This window comes from Nonomuraea rosea (assembly GCF_039539705.1).
GTDB lineage: Bacteria > Actinomycetota > Actinomycetes > Streptosporangiales > Streptosporangiaceae > Nonomuraea > Nonomuraea rosea.
Window position 1 is genome coordinate 223141 of record NZ_BAABDQ010000007.1, and the last position, 16367, is coordinate 239507.

Genomic DNA, 16367 nt, shown 5'->3' on the forward strand with positions numbered 1-16367 from the left:
AAGGGCATGTCACGAAGGGACAAGTGGGATGAGTTCAGCGGGTGAAGGCTTGTCTCGCCCGCTTCCCGAGCAGGTGCGGCTGAATGTCGTCGATCTGGCGGCTCAGGTTCTCGGGACGATGCCCGCTGTCTCCATCCCGCCGCCCCTGCGGGGGATCGCCAAGTTCGATCCGCGCAAACGCGCCAAACTGGGCAGCGCGCCCATCGCCGCCCAGCTGGAGAACGACAAGAAGTTCCGCGAGCTGGTCGCCGAGTCTGTGGCCGCCGGCTGGCCGGAGCTGGTCACGTCGCTGGCCGACGGCAACGTGCCGCCCGCCGCCGATCCCGTGCTCGTGGCCGCGGCGGCCTATCTGACCAGGCCGCCGGGGTGGGCGGAGATGATCGAGGCGGCCCGCACCGACCTGGAGCAGTCGGCGGTGGCCGCGGAGGGCTCGGAGCGCGAGGAGGCGGTCGCCCGGCTGCGCGAGCAGCTCGCCGCGCAGAAGAACGCCGCCAAGGAAGAGGCCGAGCGGCTGCGCGAGCAGATCAAGGCGGCCCGCGCGGAAAACTCCGATCTGCGGCGCAAGCTCCACGACTCACGGGAGCGGGCCAAGTCCGCGGTCCAGCGGGCCGAGCAGATGGAGCAGGCGGCCGACGACGCCAAGTCCGCGGCCACGGCGGCGGGCAGCGCCGGCGAGTCCGAGCTGCGGCGGCTGCGTGAGCGGCTGGCCGACGTGGAGAAGCAGCTCGAAGCCTCGCGCAGGGCCGCGAGGGAGGGCAGGAGCATCGAGGACGCCCGCGTCAGGGTGCTGCTCGACGCGTTGCAGGACGCCTCCGCGGGGCTGCGCAGAGAGCTGGCCCTGCCCACGACGATCAGCAGGCCGGCGGACTCGGTCGCGGCGATCACCGGGGAGCGTCCCGGCGTGCGCGGGGTGCCCGCGCGGGCGCTGGCCGACGACGACCCGCAGCTCCTCGACCAGCTCCTGGCGCTGCCGCAGGTCCACCTGATCATCGACGGCTACAACGTCACCAAGACCGGCTACGGCACGCACACCCTCGCCGACCAGCGCACCCGGCTGATGACCGGGCTCGGCGGGCTGGTGGCGCAGACGCGGGTCGAGGTGACCGTGGTGTTCGACGGCGCGGAGCTGAACTCCCCTGTTCAGGTGGTGGCGCCGCGCGGGGTGCGGGTGCTGTTCAGCGCGCCGGGGGAGATCGCCGACGACCTGATCCGCCAGCTCGTACGCGCCGAGCCGCCGGGCCGGGCCATGGCCGTGGTGTCGTCGGATCGCGAGGTCGCCGAGTCCGTCCGGCGGATGGGAGCCAGACCCGTTCCGTCTGGTTTGCTGCTGCGCAGGCTGGGCCGGGCCTAAATTTTTATGAATTCTGGAGATTTGCCAAGTTTAGGTGGGACCTCACCCGCCACTTCTGTACTATTTCGCCCCAGATATAATCCCTGGGAGGCGACACTGTGAGGTTTGGTCGGGTGCCGGTGGCCACGGGTCTCGTGATCGGGCTGGTACTGGTTCCGGTGGGTGCGGCCGTCGCTGATCCCAAGCCCACGCTCGGCCAGGCGAAGGCCAAGCTCGCGAAGCTCAACGACAAGGCCGACAAGGTCGTCGACCGCTACAACACGGCGAACGAGCGCTACAAGACGGCCAAGGGCTCCTACACGAAGCTGAACGACCGCTACAAGCGCAAGCTGGAAACGGTCGAGAGCCTGCGCACGCAGGTGGTCAACATGGCGGTCGACAGCTACAAGCTCGGCGAGTACGCCACCTCGTGGCCGGGGCTGGTCGGGGCGAATCGTCCCGATGACCTGCTGGCCAGGATGGCGTTGACCGGTCAGATGTCGCAGGAGCGGGCGGAGAAGCTGGCCGCGTTCGATCGGGAGAACCGCGGGCTGAAGACCGAGCGCGACAACGCGGAAGAGGCGCTGGAGGCGGCCGACAAGGAGCGCGACGGGGTCGAGAAGGAGCGCTCGGAGATCCAGAAGCTGATCGCCCAGCAGAAGAAGCTGCTGGACAAGCTCGGGGCGTACAACCCGGGCAATCCGAACAGCGTCGGCATCAAGTACACCGGGCCGGCGTCGGGGAGTGGGGCCGCGGTGCTCCGGTTCGCGTTCGCCCAGGTCGGCAAGCCGTACATCTATGGCGGGACGGGGCCGCGCGGCTACGACTGCTCGGGGCTGACCCAGGCGTCGTGGCGGGCCGCGGGGGTGTCCTTGCCGCGTACGACGTGGCAGCAGTGGGCGTGGGGGGCCAGTCGCAAGGTCTCGCTCGACGCGCTGCAGCCGGGTGACCTCATCTTCAGCGAGGGCTTGGGACACGTCAGCATTTATGCGGGCAACGGGCAGATTGTCCATGCGCCGCAGACGGGCGACGTCGTCAAGGTCGTCAAGATGTCGTCCTACGGCCGCCGCATCGTCGGCGCGATCCGCCCATGACCGCGCCCTTCTGACCGCAGGCGGTTTCCCATGGGTGCCGGCCGCATTACGGCCCGGCACCCGGGATCAGTGTGTACGTGCTGTGCGCAGGGGCCGTGAGCGGCGCGCCCCAAGCCTGAGCCCCGTCCAGCGCGTCACTCAGGCGGGGGCCGTCAGTGTGGCGAGGAACGCGGAGACGGCGGCCGCGCGGCCGTCCGGGGGCAGGGCGGCGGCGAGGACCGCGCGGGAGGGCAGCGGCGGCGAGGGCCGCAGGAGTCGGATGTCGGGCCGGGCGGACGAATGCCCGGCGATCGACGGATACAACATGATCCCCACGCCCGCCGCCACCAGCCCCTGCCTGCCGTTCCAGTCGTCGCAGAAGTGGCTGATCCGGGGCGCGCGCCCCAGCGCGCTCGTGAGCTGCGAGACGGGCCCGAGGCAGTCGGGATGCGTGCCGTCGATCCACGGCTCGTCGGCCAGGTCCCGCAGGCGCACCCGATCCCCCTGGGCGAGCGGATGCGCGGCGGACAGCGCGACCAGCAGCTCGTCCTCGTGCAACGGCGTCACCGAGATCCCCGGTGCGCTCGCGTCGTCCCAGGCGGTCAGCAGGGCGATGTCGGTCTCCCCGTCCAGCAGCGCCGCGCACGCGTCGTGGGCGCCGGACCGCACCGTCATCGACAGCTCCACCCCCGGATGGCTGGCCGCGAACGTGCGGAAGCGTTCGGGAAGGTAGCGCGTCGCGGCGCTGGGGAAGGCGGACACCCGCACCCGTCCCGCCTCCGCGCCGGCGAAGGCCCGCAACCGGGTCTCGAACAGCCGCATCCCCTTGAGCACCTCGTCCGCCTGCTCCAGCGCCGCCCGCCCCGCGTCGGTGGGCCGCACGCCGCGCGGCAGCCGCTCGAACAGCCTGACCCCCGTGTGCCGCTCCAGCATGGCGATCTGACGGGAGACCGCGGGCTGGGTCATCGACAGCTCCTCGGCCGCCGCCGAGAACGAGCCGAGCCGGCCCACCTCCGCCAGCACTTTGAGCGACCAGATCTCAAGCATGCGCCCAGCTTATGGATTCCATGCCGAACCTGCAGTGGTGCTGATACGTCTCCTTCGCCATCCTCGAAATATGACGACAAAGGACTACGACAGATGGCTAGATGAGGTGCTCCAAGGCACCGGGCGGCGCGTGCTGGACGCCGGTTGCGGGCGCGGCGAGCTGGCCGCCGAGCTGACGCGGCGGGGTCACGCGGTCACCGCGATCGACGTCTCGGAGGCGGCCGTCGCGGCGGCCAGGGCGTCGGGGGTGCCCGCGCGGCTGGCCGATCTCGCCGATTACTACGACGACGAGCCGTTCGACGCGGTCGTCATGTCGTTGTCGCTGCATCACATGCACCCGCTTGGAACCGTGCTCGGCCGCGCGTCCGAGCTGCTGGGGGAGGGTGGGGTGCTGGTGCTGGACGAGTTCGCGTGGGACTGGGCGGACGCGGCGGCGGCCGCCTGGTTCTACGATGCGGCGTCGTTGCTGGCCGCCGGCGGGCTGGCGGACTTCCCGCGCGAGGCCGGCAGGGACCCGGCCGAGCGGTGGCGGGAGGCGCACGAGGATCACGCGACGGGCGCGGCCATGCTGGCCGCCGTCGCCGAGCGGTTCGAGGTGCGGGACGTGCGGCGGGAGCCGTACTTGTCTCGATATATCAGCGGAAAGCTGACAAACGGCAGCACAGAGCTCGTGAACGAGCTGTGGCGCATCGAACGGGAACGTATCGCCTCCGGCGCCCTCCCGCCCACGGGACTCAGGCTCACGGCGGTACGCCTGTGACGAAAGGGACATTTGGGACCTGACAAGCGGGTGTATCAGGAAGTGTGAGCAGGGTCACATTTAGATAACGGAACCTGGTGTTCCAGCAGGGGTTCCCGCTCTGACTGACACCTGTATCTGATCTTTACAACCTGAGTCCCGCTTTGCTGATCCTTGACCTTTCGGCGTAGCTTCTGGCGTCGCGGCGAACACGCCATGTTGCCGCGAACCCGCGTCGGTCCCTCCCGACGTGAGACAGATAGAAATCCGTCGGTCGCCGTCGATATCCCCATTTCGACACATCAATCAGGCGGCGGCCTGCCGAGTCCGTGCAGCCAGGAGCACGGAGCCGGGGACCCAGCGATCCCAATTCCCCAGGGATCAGGGGTGAATCGGCGCGCCAATCGCGCCGTAGGGCGACTTCCAGGCCCGAATCCGTCAGCTAACCCGGTAGGCGTTCGTGGAAGACACAAGGAGAAATCCTGTCTACCTCCCTGCACAACCCCCGTCTGTCCCGCCTTGCCCTTAGTGGCGTAGCGCTCACCATGACCGTGACGGCCGGAGGTTTGGTCCTCCATGCCCCCACGGCTCAGGCGGCGACGAGGAGCGAATCGGTCGGAACTTTCCCGGTCAAGGCGGCGACCACCGCCGTGACCTCGACCGCTGTGACCTCCGTGACCTCGAAGAGGACCACGGCCGCCCGGCAACGGGCCGCCAAGGTCGCTCGCCAGCAGGCGAAGGCCCGCAGGGCCGTCGCCGTGGCCAAGAGCCAGATCGGTGATCCGTACAGGTACGGAGGCACCGGGCCTGGTTCGTTCGACTGCTCCGGTCTCGTCCAGTATTCCTGGAAGAAGGCCGGAGTCAGGCTCCCGCGCGTGGCGAGCAGCCAGTTCGCACGCACCAGGAACAAGGTCTCGTGGCGCAAGCTCAAGCCCGGCGATCTGATGTTCTTCAGCGGGCTCGGCCATGTGGGCATGTACGTCGGCAAGGGCAAGATGATCCATTCGCCACGGACAGGCGAACGGGTGCGCATTGACAAGCTGGGCGGGTGGCGCAAGTCGTCGTTCGTCGGCGCAGTCCGTCCCGGCATGTGATTCCGCCCCGCCCGGTTATCCGGGCGGGGCGTTCGCGCTTTTTATTTTTTACGGCGGATTTTATTTTTTTACGGCGGAGCCAAGGGCGCGCCAATCACCGCACGTGGTCCGCGCCTCCAGGGAGACGCCCGCTGACCGGTGCCCATGATCCGCCGCAACGCCGCCCACTGGGCCAAGACCTGCACAGCCGCTGGGCCAAGACCCGCCCGCTGGGCCAAGACCCGCCCGCTGGGCCAAGACCCGCCCGCTGGGCCAAGACCCGCACAGCCGCTGGCAGCCAGCTGGCGTCCCAGCGGCTTCGCAGGAACGCTCGCCACCGCCCCCACGGTCGCCCAGCTCCGCCATCGTCCGGCCAAGGTGGCAACGGCCACGCCCGCAGCGCAGGGCGGCTTGCAGTCCGGCACGCGGGCGGCCTGCGGAGTGTGGGCTGCGGCGAGCGACATCAACAAGGTGGCAACGGCCACGTCCGCAGCGCGGCGGCCTGCAGCCCGTCACGCGGGCGGCCTTGGAGCCCGGGCCGCGGCGAGCGTCGTCAACTGGGTGCTCTGGCTGATCGTGAGCGGCGATCGGAGGGCGATCATGGCCCGCGTGGCGGCCAGCCGGCGACGATCCCGAGTGACGACCCTCGACCGTCGGTGGTGACGGATCGGGCGAGGGCGGCTGGGTAGTCGTCCTGGGCGGCTACGATCGGGCAGCGTGTCGGGGCGGGTGAGCAGGCGAGGGTTGGTGGCCTGCCTGGCGTTGCTCGCCTTCGCGGCCCCCTCCTCGGCTCCCGAGCCCCCCGACCTCCCTCCCGCACTACGGGACCTGTGGCGTGAAGGCGTGGTCGTCGCGCGGGGCGCGCGGTCCGTCGTCATCGGGCACCATGCGGGCCAGAGCTCGCTCGACGACCTGGCGCGCAGGGCCGACGAGGCCGGGCGGCGGGTCGCCGCCGTGCTGGGCCGGCCGGTGCGTCCGCTGATCGTCGTACCGGACTCCACCCGGGAGGCCGCCGGGCTGGCCGGGGCGGCGCGGGTCGACGGGCTGGCCGCCGTGGCGGATCACGGGCGGGTGATCGTCGTTCCCGAGTTCTTCGCCATGCTCAACTCCACGGGCAAGGACGTGGTCCTGACCCACGAGCTCACCCATGTCGCTGCGGGTACCGATCATCTGCCCGTCTGGCTCTACGAAGGGTTCGCCGACTACGTCGGTTACCGCGACGCCGGGATCCCCTTGCGGACCGCCGCCGCCGAGCTGGCGGCTGAGGTGCGGGCCGGGCGGTTGCCGAGCGAATTGCCCGGACCTGCGGCTTTCGCGGCGGACGGGCGTGACCCCGAACGCCTTGCGCGGGCGTACCAGGAGGCCTGGCTGGCGTGTCGCTTCCTCGCTGACCGGTTCGGTGAGGGGACCCTGGTGGGGCTCTACCGTGCCGCACAGGCGGTCGGCGTCGATCGGGCGCTCGCCTCAAGGGGACTCTCGACGGCCACGCTCACGGCACGGTGGCGCGACTACGTGCGTGATCAGCTCGCGTAGACGGCTCGTGTGAAGGGGAGGCAGATGAGCGAACGGCAAGACACGGAGGACTCGGCGCCCGAAGGGGAGGAGCCCGGCGGGGCGGTGGCCGCCATGAGAACGGACCAGCCCGCTCCAGCAGGCCATGCCGGTGCGGCCGGCGATCTCGGCTCGACCGCCGACGGCGGGATGGCGGGTGAAGACGGTGCGATCGGCGATCCCACTCCGGCCGGTGCTGCCAGTACAACGGCGGGTGCTGCCAGTACAACGGCCGGTGCTTCCGGTACAACGGGCGGCGTCGCTACGACAGGCGGTGTCAGTACGACGGGCGATCGTGGACCGGCCGATGCTATCGGTACGACGGGCGGTCATGGTCAGGCTGGCGCTGCCGGTGCCATGGGCGATCATGCCACCGCCGGTGCTGTCGGTGCGGCGGGCGGTCGTGGTTCGGCCGGGGGCCGGGGCGCGGTGACGGAGGCCGTACCGGGAGGAAAGGGAAGCGGGGCGCGGGCGGAGGGCTCGGAGCGGGGGCATGGTGGGGATGTGTCCGTGAAGCGAGACGGCCGCCCCGGCGGCGACGGCTCCGACGACCCCAGGCTGCGGCGCCAGGCCGCCGTGGCGCTGGTGCTGCTGGGTCTGGTGACCCTGGCGGTGGCCTTGTTCAGCACCCCCTGGGGAGTGCTGACCGGCGGAGCGCCCGATCCCGCGCGTGACTTCAGCGGGCAGCAGATCGCCAGGTCGCAGGCGTTCGACGCGGCCGCGACCCTGCCGAGCTACCTCTCGCTCGGCCTCACGATCATCGTGGCGGGCGTGCTCGTCGCCACCCCGTTCGGCGCCATTGTGCTGGGCAGGCTCAGAGGGCCCTGGTGGTTGCGGGTGATCCTGGGCGTCGTGGTCATCACCGCGCTCGCCGAGGTGATCAGGTGGCCGCTCGGCATGTGGGTCGAGACGCTGCTGCGCGACTACGGCCTGTCCACCCAGGACTGGGCCGGCTGGGCCGCCGACCGGCTCAAGAACATCGGCGTCGAGACGTTCCTGCTCGCCCTGATGCTGCTCGCGCTCGTGGCGCTGGCCCGCAAGTTCAGGCGCTGGTGGATCCCGGCCGCGATGGGGGCGTTCGCGCTGACCGTGGTGGCGTCGTTCGTGTATCCGGTGGTGTTCGAGCCGCTGTTCAACGACTTCACCTCCATGCAGCAGGGACCGTTGCGGACGAACCTGCTGGCGATGGCCGAGCGGGACGGCGTGCCGGTCGAGGACGTGCTGGTCGCCGACGCGTCGCGCAGGACGACGGCGCTCAACGCGTACGTGTCCGGCTTCGGCGCCACGCGCCGGATCGTCGTCTACGACACACTGCTCAAGGCTCCGCAGTCAGAGGTCGAGCTGGTCGTGGCACATGAGCTGGGACACGCCAAGTACAACGACGTGCTGTACGGCACGCTCATCGGCGCGCTGGGCGCGGCGCTGGGCGCGATCCTGCTGTATCTGCTGATCGGGCCGATGCGGCGGCGCGCGGGCGTCACCTCGATCACCGATCCGCGGGCGGTCGGCGTGGTCATGGGCTTGATGACCCTCGGCGGCCTGATCCTGGGCCCGGCCCAGAACGTGATCAGCCGCCACATCGAGGCCAGGGCCGACGTGCACGCGCTCGACCTGACGAAGGACCCGGTCACGTTCATCGCGATGCAAAAACGCCTGGCAGTCACCAATATTTCCGACTTGTCGCCGGATGCGGTGGAATATGTGCTCTATGCCTCCCATCCCTCCAGCCCTCAGCGCATCGCCATGGCCCGCGCATGGGCCAAGCTGAACGGCGTCCCCGTGCCGTGACAAGCGCCGTCGCAGGCGCCGCGCCAGGCACGGGGACGGGCACGAGCGCAGGCACGGATGCGGGCACGGATGCGGGCGCGGGCGCGGAGACGGGCCTGGTGACGGGTACGGCAATGGGTCCAGCGACGGGCCCGGCGACCGGCCCAGAGGCGGGTACGGCGGCGGGTACGGCGGCGGGTGCGGGGGCCGTGCCGGGCGATGCGGCCGGCGTGGTCATCGTCACGAACGACTTCCCGCCCAGGCCGGGCGGCATCCAGTCGTTCGTGCACGGCCTCGCGCTCCGCACGCCCGGCGTGGTGGTCTACGCCCCCGCCTGGCCGGGTTGCGAGGAGTTCGACCGGCGCCAGCCGTACCCGATCGTGCGGCATCCGACGCGGCTCATGCTGCCCACCCCGGCCGTCGCGCGCAGGGCGGCCGGGCTGGTGGCCGAGTACGGCGCGGGCACCGTGGTGTTCGGGGCGGCGGCGCCGCTCGGCCTGATCGCCCCCCGCCTGCGCGCGGCGGGGGCGCGGCGCGTGGTGATGCTCACCCACGGCCACGAGGCGTCGTGGGCGAGCGCGGCGGGCTTCCGCGCGGTCCTGCGCAGGATCGGCGAGCACGCCGACGTGGTGACCTATCTGGGCGACTACACGCGCGAGCGGCTGGTCGCCGCCATCCCGCCGGGCAAGCTCGTACGGCTCGCGCCGGGCGTGGACCTGGCCCAGTTCCACCCCGGCGCGCCCAAGGCCGAGCTGGGCCTGGCGGGCCGCCCGGTCGTCGCGTGCGTGTCGCGACTGGTGCCGCGCAAGGGCCAGGACCAGCTCATCAGGGCCTGGCCCCAGGTGCTGAGCGCGGTGCCCGACGCCGTGCTGCTGCTCGTGGGCGGCGGCCCCTACCGGCGCAAGCTGGAGCGGCTGGCGGCCGGGCAGGAGTCGATCAGGTTCACCGGTACGGTGCCGGCCGCCGCCCTGCCGGGCTACTACGCCGCCGCGGACGTGTTCGCGATGCCGTGCCGTACCCGGTGGAGGGGGGTTGACGTGGAAGGGCTCGGGATCGTGTTCCTGGAGGCGTCGGCGACCGGGCTGCCCGTGGTCGCGGGCGCGTCCGGCGGCGCGCCCGACGCCGTGCGCCTGGGCGAGACCGGGCTCGTGGTGAACGGCGAGGACGCGGGCGAGGTGGCGCAGGCCGTCGTCGAGCTGCTGAGCGACCCGCAGAAGGCACGCAAGATGGGCGCGGGCGGGCGCGACTGGATCGCCCGCGAATGGGCGTGGGACCACGTCGCGGCCCGTTTCCGCGCGCTGCTCTGACCCCCCGTCAGCGCCGCGCCGGTCCTTCGCGGCGGGGTCCCTTACGGCGGCCCCTTACGCCGGTCCCTTGCGCCGGTCTTGTGCCGGCCGTGCGTCAGCCCTTGGTCGCCCCCAGCGTGAGCCCGGCGACGAACTGCTTGTGCAGGAGCTGGAAGACGATCAGCGTCGGCAGCGCCACCAGCACCGATCCGGCCGCCAGCAGGTTGTAGTCGGTGAAGAACTGGCCGCGCAGGTTGTTCAGCGCCGAGGTGACGGGCAGCTTGTCGCCCGACGACATGAGCACCAGCGCCCACAGGAAGTCGTTGTACATCCAGGTGAACTGCAGCGTGGACAGCGCCGCCAGCACGGGGCGGCACAGCGGCAGCGTCAGCCGCCAGTAGCGCTTCCACACGCTCGCCCCGTCCACCAGCGCCGCCTCGGTGATCTCCTCCGGGATCGTGCGCATGAAGTTGGCCATGACGAAGACGCAGAAGCCGAACTGGAAGGCCACGTGGATGAGGATCAGCCCGAGGTAGGAGTCGTAGAGCGCCTGGGAGTCCGACAGCCACTCGGGCAGCGGGATCAGGGTGTAGAGGGTGTAGAGGGGAGTGATGAGGACCTGGGGCGGCAGCAGGTTCCCGGCGGTGAACACGATGAGCAGCGCCTTGCGCCCCGGGATCCGCAGCCGCGCGATGGCGAACGCGGTGAACGACGCCAGGAACAGCGTCACCACCACGCCCGGGATCACGATGATCAACGTGTTCAGGTAGTAGTGCGGCAGCTCGGCCTGGCTCCACGCCTCTCCGTAGTAGCCGAGCGTGAGGTGTTCCGGCAGGGAGAGGTAGCCCAGCCTGGCGGTCTCCTCGTACGGACGCAGCGAGGCGTAGACGGCCAGCGCGAGCGGCAGCAGCCACCCCAGCGCCACCAGCGCCAGGAAGACGTTCAGCAGGATCCGCAGCGGGCGCAGGGGCGGCCGCGGCGGCGGCCGGCGGGACTGCGCCGGGGGAGCGGCGGCGGGCGCGGTGAGCGTCATCGCTCCTCCCCCTTGAACATCTGCGACAGGTACGTGACGATGAACCCCATCGAGATCGCCAGCAGGATCACCGCGATCGCCGAGCCGAACCCGATCCTGCTGGCCTCGCCCACGATGTTCTCGGTGACCAGCACGGACAGCAGCTCCAGCCCGTTCCTGCCCCTGTTGATGGCGTAGACGATGTCGAAGGCCCGCAGCGCCTCGATCACCGTGATCACCAGCACGATCACGTTGACCGGCCGCAGCGTCGGGAACACCACGCGGAAGAACGTCTGACGCTCGCTGGCCCCGTCGATGGCCGCCGCCTCCTTGAGTGCGGGATCGACGGCCTTCAGCCCCGCCAGGTGGATGACCATGACGTAGCCGACGTGCCGCCAGCCGGCCGCGACCATGACCACCCAGATGTTGATCGAGCTGTCGCCCAGCCAGTCCACGGTCAGCCCGGTCACCGCGTTCAGCACGCCGTAGTCGGAGGAGTAGACGAGCTGCGCGATGAAGCCCACTACGGCCAGCGATAGTACTACCGGCATGTAGAGAGCACTCTGATAGACCCGCGACAGGCGCAGCCGCCGGTCCAGCAGCACCGCGCAGAACAGCCCGAACGGCGTCGCGATCAGCCCCAGGAAGCCCAGCCAGAGCAGGTTGTTGCGGACGGCCGACCAGAACGGCGGATATTCCGCGGCCAGGTCGTGGTAGTTCTGCCCGCCCACCCACTCGATCGGCCCGATGCCGTTCCAGTCGGTGCCGGACAGTCCGATGGAGGCCACGGTGGGCCCCCAGATGAGGCCCACGTTGACGATGACGGCCATCCCCAGCCCGATGACCAGGATGGTCACGTCGCGGGCGGAGTAGCGACGGGTTTTGACGGCCATCAGCGGAAGATGTTGACCTTCTGCTTCTCGATGCTCGTCAGCAGGGAGTCGACCTCGTCCGGCTTGCCGACGAACGACTGCAGCGACGGGATCATCACGGTGGAGGCGAAGTCCGGCCGCGTGTCGCGGTCGAGGAACTGCGCGATGTGGGTGGCCTTCGACACCAGCTCGGCGCCGCGCTTCTGCAGCGCGCTGTAACCCGAGGTGTCGGCCTTGGAGCTGGCGGCCAGCGTGCCCGGGTCCAGCTTGGTGGCGATGTCCTGCGACGAGGCCTGGGCGAGGTGCTTGAGCAGCGCCTTGGCGCCGTCCACGTTCCTGGCCTTGGCGGAGATCATGTAGCCGTCGATGGGGGCGTCGATCGAGTCGGTGCCGTACGCCGGGTTGATCTCCGGGAAGGTGAAGAAGTCGAGGTCGCCGCGGTCGGCCTCCGGGAATTGCTGGGCGACGAACATCCCGAGCAGATACATCCCGGTCTTCTTCTGGGCCAGCGACTGCCCGGCCTCCTGCCACGTACGGCCGAGCGGCGCCGGCTGGTGGAACTCCATCAGGCCCCGCCAGGTGTCGAAGACCTGTTTGACCTTCGGGTCGGTCCACGACTCCTTGCCGCCCATGAGCGAGATGTGGAAGTCGTAGCCGTTCGTCCGCATGTTCAGGATGTCGAACGTGCCCATCGCCGGCCAGCCGTCCTTGTCGGCGAACGCGATCGGGATGAGCCCGTCGGTCTTCATCTTCCTGGCCAGCGCGGTGAACTCGTCCAGCGTGCCCGGGGCCTCGTACCCCTTCTCCTGCCAGACGCTCTTGCGGTAGAAGACCGCCCACGGATAGTAGGTGAACGGCACGAAGTACTGCTTGCCGTCGAGGCCCGTCGACTGGTCCTTGAACGCCTGCGTGTAGTCGCCGCCGATCTCCTGCCACACGTCGGAGATGTCGGTCGCGAGCCCCTGCTCGGCGAAGAACTGCATGCGGTTGCCGGCGAACCAGGTGAACACGTCCTCGGGCGTGCCCTTGAGATAGCGGTTGATGTTCTCCTGGAACGTGTTGTGGTCCACGGTATTGATCTTGGTGGTGGCCTGGGTGAAGCCCTTGACGACCGCGTCGAGGGACTTCTTCGGGATCTCGTCGGAGGCGTTCGAGCCGATCGTCACCGTGCCGAGGCCACCCGAGGACGTGCCGGGGGCGGTGGCGGGCGTGTCGGCGCCGCACCCCACGAGGGCGGCGGGCACGCCCAGCGCGGCGGCGCCGAGCAGGAGACTGCGGCGGGACATCGGCAACCGTTGATCCATGTTGGGTTCCTCCTTGCAGGACCCTTCGGATTCCCCCGAGTTCGCTCATCTTCATTCATCGAAAAGCGAACATTTCCGACTGTCAACGCACGGTTCTATGACGAATTGCCGACAGTCGCGGCGGCGCGGCCGTGTCATGATGCGTTCGGAGCGTGTCGGAACCTGTTGGGATCTGGTGATGCGATGCTCGCCCCGCAGCGTCAGCAGGCGATTCTGGAGCTCGTCAGGCAGAGCGGCGGCGTCCGGGTGATCGAGCTGGTGCGGGCCTTCGGCGTCTCCGACATCACGATCCGGCGCGACCTGGAGACGCTGGCCGAGCGCGGCCTGCTGGCCAAGGTGCACGGCGGCGCCACCGTGATCGGCTCCACGGACGAGCCGGGCTTCCTGGTGAAGTCGGTACGCCAGGAGAGCGAGAAGAAGGCCATCGCCCGCCGCGCCGCCGCGCTCGTCCGCCCCGGCACCGCCGTGGCGCTCTCGGCCGGCACCACGACCTGGACGCTCGCCCACCACCTGGCCGCCGTCCCCGCACTGACCGTCGTGACGAACTCGGTGCGCATCGCCGAGGTCTTCCAGCGCTCCCACAGGACGGACCAGACGGTCGTGCTCACCGGCGGCGTCCGCACGCCCTCCGACGCCCTGGTCGGCCCGGTGGCGGTGGCCGCGATCCGCCAGCTCAACGTGGACGTGCTGTTCCTCGGCGTGCACGGCATGACGGTCAGGGCCGGATTCACCACCCCGAACATGATGGAGGCCGAGACCGACCGCGCCCTGGTCGAGGCCGCGAGCCGCCTGGTCGTGCCCGCCGACCACACCAAATGGGGCACGGTGGGCATCAGCACGATCGCCCAGCTCGGCGAGGCGCACATGGTCATCTCCGACGCCGGACTGCCGCAACCGGCCAGGGACGCGCTGGCCGAACACGTGGGCGAACTCGTCATCGCCTGAGCCACCCCGCCCTGAGCTGCCCTGAGCTGCCCCTGAGCTGCCCCTGAGCTGCCTCGCGCCGCTTCGCCCTGCCCCGCCCCGGCTTGGCGACGCGGGGCCGCGCCGCCCTGCCCCGCCCCGGCTTGCCGACGCGGAGGCCGCCTGCGGGACCTAGCCTGGCGGCATGGCCTCGACCCGGCGCAGCGTCGCCGAAGCAGCGGGTTTAGTCTGGCACGCCGGCCCCACGCGGGCGGTGTGCTACGCGGGCGTCACCCTGGTCCAGGCCGGTCTTCCGGTCGCCGTGGCCTGGCTGACCAAGCTCGTCCTCGACGACCTCGTCAGGCGGGCGCCGATCGAGGACCTGGTGCAGCTGCTCGTGCCGCTGGTGGCCGTCGGCGTCGCCATGGCCGCGCTGCCACAGGCCGGCGCGTACCTCGGCGCCGAGATGGGCAGACGGGTCGCGGTACGCGCGCTCGACCGGCTGTACCTCGCCATGGAGCGCTTCGTCGGCCTCGGGCCGTTCGAGACCCCGGCGTTCCTGGACCGGCTCCGGCTGGCCGCGACGGGCGGCGCGATGGCGAGGATCTTCGTCGGCGCCACCTTCGATCTGGGCAGGACCGCGCTGACGCTCTGCGGGTTCATCGGCGCGGTCGTGGTGATCTCCCCGCTGATGGCCGCCGCCGTGCTGGCCGCGGGCATCCCCGCCCTGGTCGCCCAGCTCGCGCTGGCCAACAGGCGGGCCGCCATGCTGTGGGGCGTCGCGCCCATGCAGCGGCGCGAGATGTTCTACTCCCAGCTGCTCGGCAGCGTCGCGGCGGCCAAGGAGGTGCGCCTGTTCGGGCTGGCGGGGTTCCTGCGCGGGCGGATGCTGGCCGAGCGCGGCCGGGCCAACGACGCCGAACGCGCGCTCGACCGCAGGAACCTGCTCACCGAGTCCGGCCTGGAGCTGGCCGGCGCCCTGATCGCGGGCGGCGGGCTGGTATGGGCGGTGCTCGCGGCCGCCGCCGGCGCGCTGACCGTCGGCGACGTGTCGCTGTTCATCGCGGCCGTGGCCGGGCTCCAGGGCGGGCTGTCGGCGCTCGTCCACGGCATCGCCACCACCCACAGCCAGCTCCTGGCGTTCGGCCACTACGCCGACGTCGTGCACGCCCCCTCCGACCTGCCCATCGCCGCCGAACCCCGGCCCACCGGCCCGCTGCGCACCGGCATCGAGCTGCGCGACGTGTGGTTCCGCTACGCCGACGATCTGCCGTGGGTGCTGCGCGGCGTCACCCTCACGCTCCCGTACGGGCAGGCCGTCGCCATCGTCGGGCTCAACGGCGCGGGCAAGAGCACCCTGGCCAAGCTGCTGTGCCGGTTCTACGACCCCGTGCGCGGGTCGATCCACTGGGACGGGACCGACCTGCGCGACCTGGATCCGGCCGAGCTGCGCGCCCGGCTCGGGGCGGTGTTCCAGGACCACATGACGTACGACTTCAGCGCCCGCGACAACATCGCCATGGGCGACCTGAGCGCGCTCGACGACCTCGGGCGCATCCAGGCGGCGGCCGCCAACGCGGGCGTGCACGAGGCCATCGCCGAGCTGCCCGACGGCTACGACACGGCGCTGACCAGGATGTTCGTCCTCTCGCTCAAGAACGAGAAGTTGGCGACCGGCGTCACGCTGTCGGGCGGCCAGTGGCAGCGAATGGCGCTGGCCAGGGCGTTCCTGCGCGATCACGCCGACTTCATGATCCTCGACGAGCCCAGCTCGGAGCTGGACCCGGAGGCGGAGCACGACGTTCACCTGCGGATGCGCCGCTACCGCTCCGACCGGACCAGCCTGCTGATCTCGCACCGGCTCAACGCCGTCAGGGAGGCGGAGGTGATCGCGGTGCTGTCCGACGGGGTCGTCAGCGAGCTGGGCGCGCACGACGAGCTGATGGCTGCGGACGGCCCGTACGCGCGCATGTTCCGCCTGCAGGCCAGTGGCTACCAGGAGACGGCGCCGCACCCCTTCCCCGGCCCGCCTGCCCCGGGGGACGCGACCTGAGCAGCCTTCCCCGGCAGCCTGCCCCGGGCACAGCACCCTGAGCGGTCGTTCTCACCAGGTGACGGGCAGCTCGTGCAGCCCGAACATGATCCCTTCCGTCTTGAACGGCAGCTCCGCCAGGGGGAGCGCCGGCCGCAGGCCCGGAACGCGGCCGAAGAGCGTGGCGAAGACGATCTCCAGCTCCAGTCTGGCCAGGTTCTGCCCCAGGCACTGGTGGATGCCGTAGCCGAAGGCCACGTGGTGCCGGGCGTTGCGGCGGACGTCCAGGTCGTCCGGGTGCTCGAACGCCGCCGGATCGCGGTTGGCCGCCGCACCCAGGGCGACCAGGCTCTCGCCCGCGCGCACGGTCACGCCGCC

The 16367-nt window shown here is 70.7% G+C and carries 15 protein-coding genes and 1 riboswitch; of the genes, 10 read left to right on the plus strand and 5 right to left on the minus strand.

Annotated features, from left to right (window positions below):
• Positions 1–28: 28 nt before the first annotated feature.
• Together ABEA43_RS19410 and ABEA43_RS19415 are read left to right on the plus strand one after the other, a co-directional pair.
• Positions 29–1351 (plus strand): NYN domain-containing protein, encoded by a 1323-nt coding sequence (locus ABEA43_RS19410; protein ID WP_425570305.1) that lies wholly within the window; start codon positions 29–31, stop codon positions 1349–1351.
• Positions 1352–1464: 113 nt separating this feature from the next.
• The gene (locus tag ABEA43_RS19415) at positions 1465–2424 is read left to right on the plus strand and encodes a C40 family peptidase (protein ID WP_345563585.1); all 960 of its coding nucleotides are present in this window, start codon (positions 1465–1467) and stop codon (positions 2422–2424) included.
• 138 nt (positions 2425–2562) lie between these two features.
• Here the strand turns inward: ABEA43_RS19415 and ABEA43_RS19420 are convergent, their stop codons facing one another.
• A complete protein-coding gene (locus tag ABEA43_RS19420; RefSeq protein WP_345563587.1) occupies positions 2563–3450 on the minus strand; it encodes a LysR family transcriptional regulator in 888 nt (295 codons plus the stop codon).
• Between the two features lie 70 nt (positions 3451–3520).
• On the opposite strand from ABEA43_RS19420, the gene ABEA43_RS19425 reads away from it, so the two are divergent.
• The 6 genes from ABEA43_RS19425 to ABEA43_RS19450 all read left to right on the plus strand — a co-directional run bounded on the left by ABEA43_RS19425 (position 3521) and on the right by ABEA43_RS19450 (position 9887).
• On the plus strand, positions 3521–4210 hold the full coding sequence (locus tag ABEA43_RS19425; protein WP_345563589.1) for a class I SAM-dependent methyltransferase: 690 nt from the start codon (positions 3521–3523) through the stop codon (positions 4208–4210).
• A 288-nt stretch (positions 4211–4498) separates the two neighbouring features.
• Positions 4499–4661: riboswitch (cyclic di-AMP (ydaO/yuaA leader) on the plus strand.
• A gap of 202 nt (positions 4662–4863) precedes the next feature.
• Positions 4864–5283: a C40 family peptidase gene (locus ABEA43_RS19430; RefSeq protein ID WP_345563591.1), complete on the plus strand. Its 420-nt coding sequence runs from the start codon at positions 4864–4866 to the stop codon at positions 5281–5283.
• 696 nt (positions 5284–5979) lie between these two features.
• Positions 5980–6795 carry a gluzincin family metallopeptidase gene (locus ABEA43_RS19435; protein WP_345563593.1) on the plus strand — a complete coding sequence of 272 codons (816 nt, stop codon included), beginning with the start codon at positions 5980–5982 and terminating at the stop codon, positions 6793–6795.
• Between the two features lie 325 nt (positions 6796–7120).
• Positions 7121–7246 carry a hypothetical protein gene (locus tag ABEA43_RS19440; protein WP_345563595.1) on the plus strand — a complete coding sequence of 42 codons (126 nt, stop codon included), beginning with the start codon at positions 7121–7123 and terminating at the stop codon, positions 7244–7246.
• A gap of 71 nt (positions 7247–7317) precedes the next feature.
• Complete coding sequence (locus ABEA43_RS19445; RefSeq protein ID WP_345563597.1) at positions 7318–8601, plus strand: M48 family metallopeptidase; 1284 nt, start codon at positions 7318–7320, stop codon at positions 8599–8601.
• Between the two features lie 113 nt (positions 8602–8714).
• A complete protein-coding gene (locus tag ABEA43_RS19450) occupies positions 8715–9887 on the plus strand; it encodes a glycosyltransferase family 4 protein (protein WP_345563599.1) in 1173 nt (390 codons plus the stop codon).
• Positions 9888–9981: 94 nt separating this feature from the next.
• On the opposite strand, the gene ABEA43_RS19455 is transcribed toward ABEA43_RS19450, so the two are convergent.
• Genes ABEA43_RS19455 through ABEA43_RS19465 form a run of 3 tightly spaced genes read right to left on the minus strand, consistent with a single transcriptional unit; the run spans position 9982 to position 13054 of the window.
• Positions 9982–10899: a carbohydrate ABC transporter permease gene (locus ABEA43_RS19455; protein WP_345563601.1), complete on the minus strand. Its 918-nt coding sequence runs from the start codon at positions 10897–10899 to the stop codon at positions 9982–9984.
• Entirely contained in the window at positions 10896–11771 is an 876-nt protein-coding gene (locus ABEA43_RS19460; protein WP_345563603.1) for a carbohydrate ABC transporter permease, read from the minus strand. The genes ABEA43_RS19455 and ABEA43_RS19460 overlap by 4 nt, the downstream gene beginning before the upstream one ends.
• Entirely contained in the window at positions 11771–13054 is a 1284-nt protein-coding gene (locus ABEA43_RS19465) for an ABC transporter substrate-binding protein (protein WP_345563605.1), read from the minus strand. The genes ABEA43_RS19460 and ABEA43_RS19465 overlap by 1 nt, the downstream gene beginning before the upstream one ends.
• 183 nt (positions 13055–13237) lie before the next feature.
• On the opposite strand from ABEA43_RS19465, the gene ABEA43_RS19470 reads away from it, so the two are divergent.
• Positions 13238–13999, plus strand: a complete 762-nt coding sequence (locus tag ABEA43_RS19470; RefSeq protein ID WP_345563608.1) for a DeoR/GlpR family DNA-binding transcription regulator — start codon at positions 13238–13240, stop codon at positions 13997–13999.
• A gap of 163 nt (positions 14000–14162) precedes the next feature.
• Positions 14163–16010, plus strand: coding sequence for an ABC transporter ATP-binding protein (locus tag ABEA43_RS19475; protein WP_345563610.1), 1848 nt, complete (start codon positions 14163–14165; stop codon positions 16008–16010).
• Between the two features lie 51 nt (positions 16011–16061).
• Here the strand turns inward: ABEA43_RS19475 and ABEA43_RS19480 are convergent, their stop codons facing one another.
• Positions 16062–16361, minus strand: a complete 300-nt coding sequence (locus ABEA43_RS19480; RefSeq protein WP_345563612.1) for a cytochrome P450 — start codon at positions 16359–16361, stop codon at positions 16062–16064.
• Positions 16362–16367 lie beyond the last annotated feature (6 nt).

Excerpts from the sequence above, each read along its gene's own strand:
- ABEA43_RS19455 (WP_345563601.1), bottom strand. The coding sequence starts at position 10,899 with ATGACGCTCACCGCGCCCGCCGCCGCTCCCCCGGCGCAGTCCCGCCGG.
- ABEA43_RS19465 (WP_345563605.1), bottom strand. The coding sequence starts at position 13,054 with ATGGATCAACGGTTGCCGATGTCCCGCCGCAGTCTCCTGCTCGGCGCC.
- ABEA43_RS19450 (WP_345563599.1), top strand. The coding sequence starts at position 8,715 with ATGGGTCCAGCGACGGGCCCGGCGACCGGCCCAGAGGCGGGTACGGCG.
- ABEA43_RS19460 (WP_345563603.1), bottom strand. The coding sequence starts at position 11,771 with ATGGCCGTCAAAACCCGTCGCTACTCCGCCCGCGACGTGACCATCCTG.
- ABEA43_RS19440 (WP_345563595.1), top strand. The coding sequence starts at position 7,121 with ATGCTATCGGTACGACGGGCGGTCATGGTCAGGCTGGCGCTGCCGGTG.
- ABEA43_RS19420 (WP_345563587.1), bottom strand. The coding sequence starts at position 3,450 with ATGCTTGAGATCTGGTCGCTCAAAGTGCTGGCGGAGGTGGGCCGGCTC.
- ABEA43_RS19475 (WP_345563610.1), top strand. The coding sequence starts at position 14,163 with ATGGCCTCGACCCGGCGCAGCGTCGCCGAAGCAGCGGGTTTAGTCTGG.
- ABEA43_RS19410 (WP_425570305.1), top strand. The coding sequence starts at position 29 with ATGAGTTCAGCGGGTGAAGGCTTGTCTCGCCCGCTTCCCGAGCAGGTG.
- ABEA43_RS19425 (WP_345563589.1), top strand. The coding sequence starts at position 3,521 with ATGACGACAAAGGACTACGACAGATGGCTAGATGAGGTGCTCCAAGGC.
- ABEA43_RS19470 (WP_345563608.1), top strand. The coding sequence starts at position 13,238 with ATGCTCGCCCCGCAGCGTCAGCAGGCGATTCTGGAGCTCGTCAGGCAG.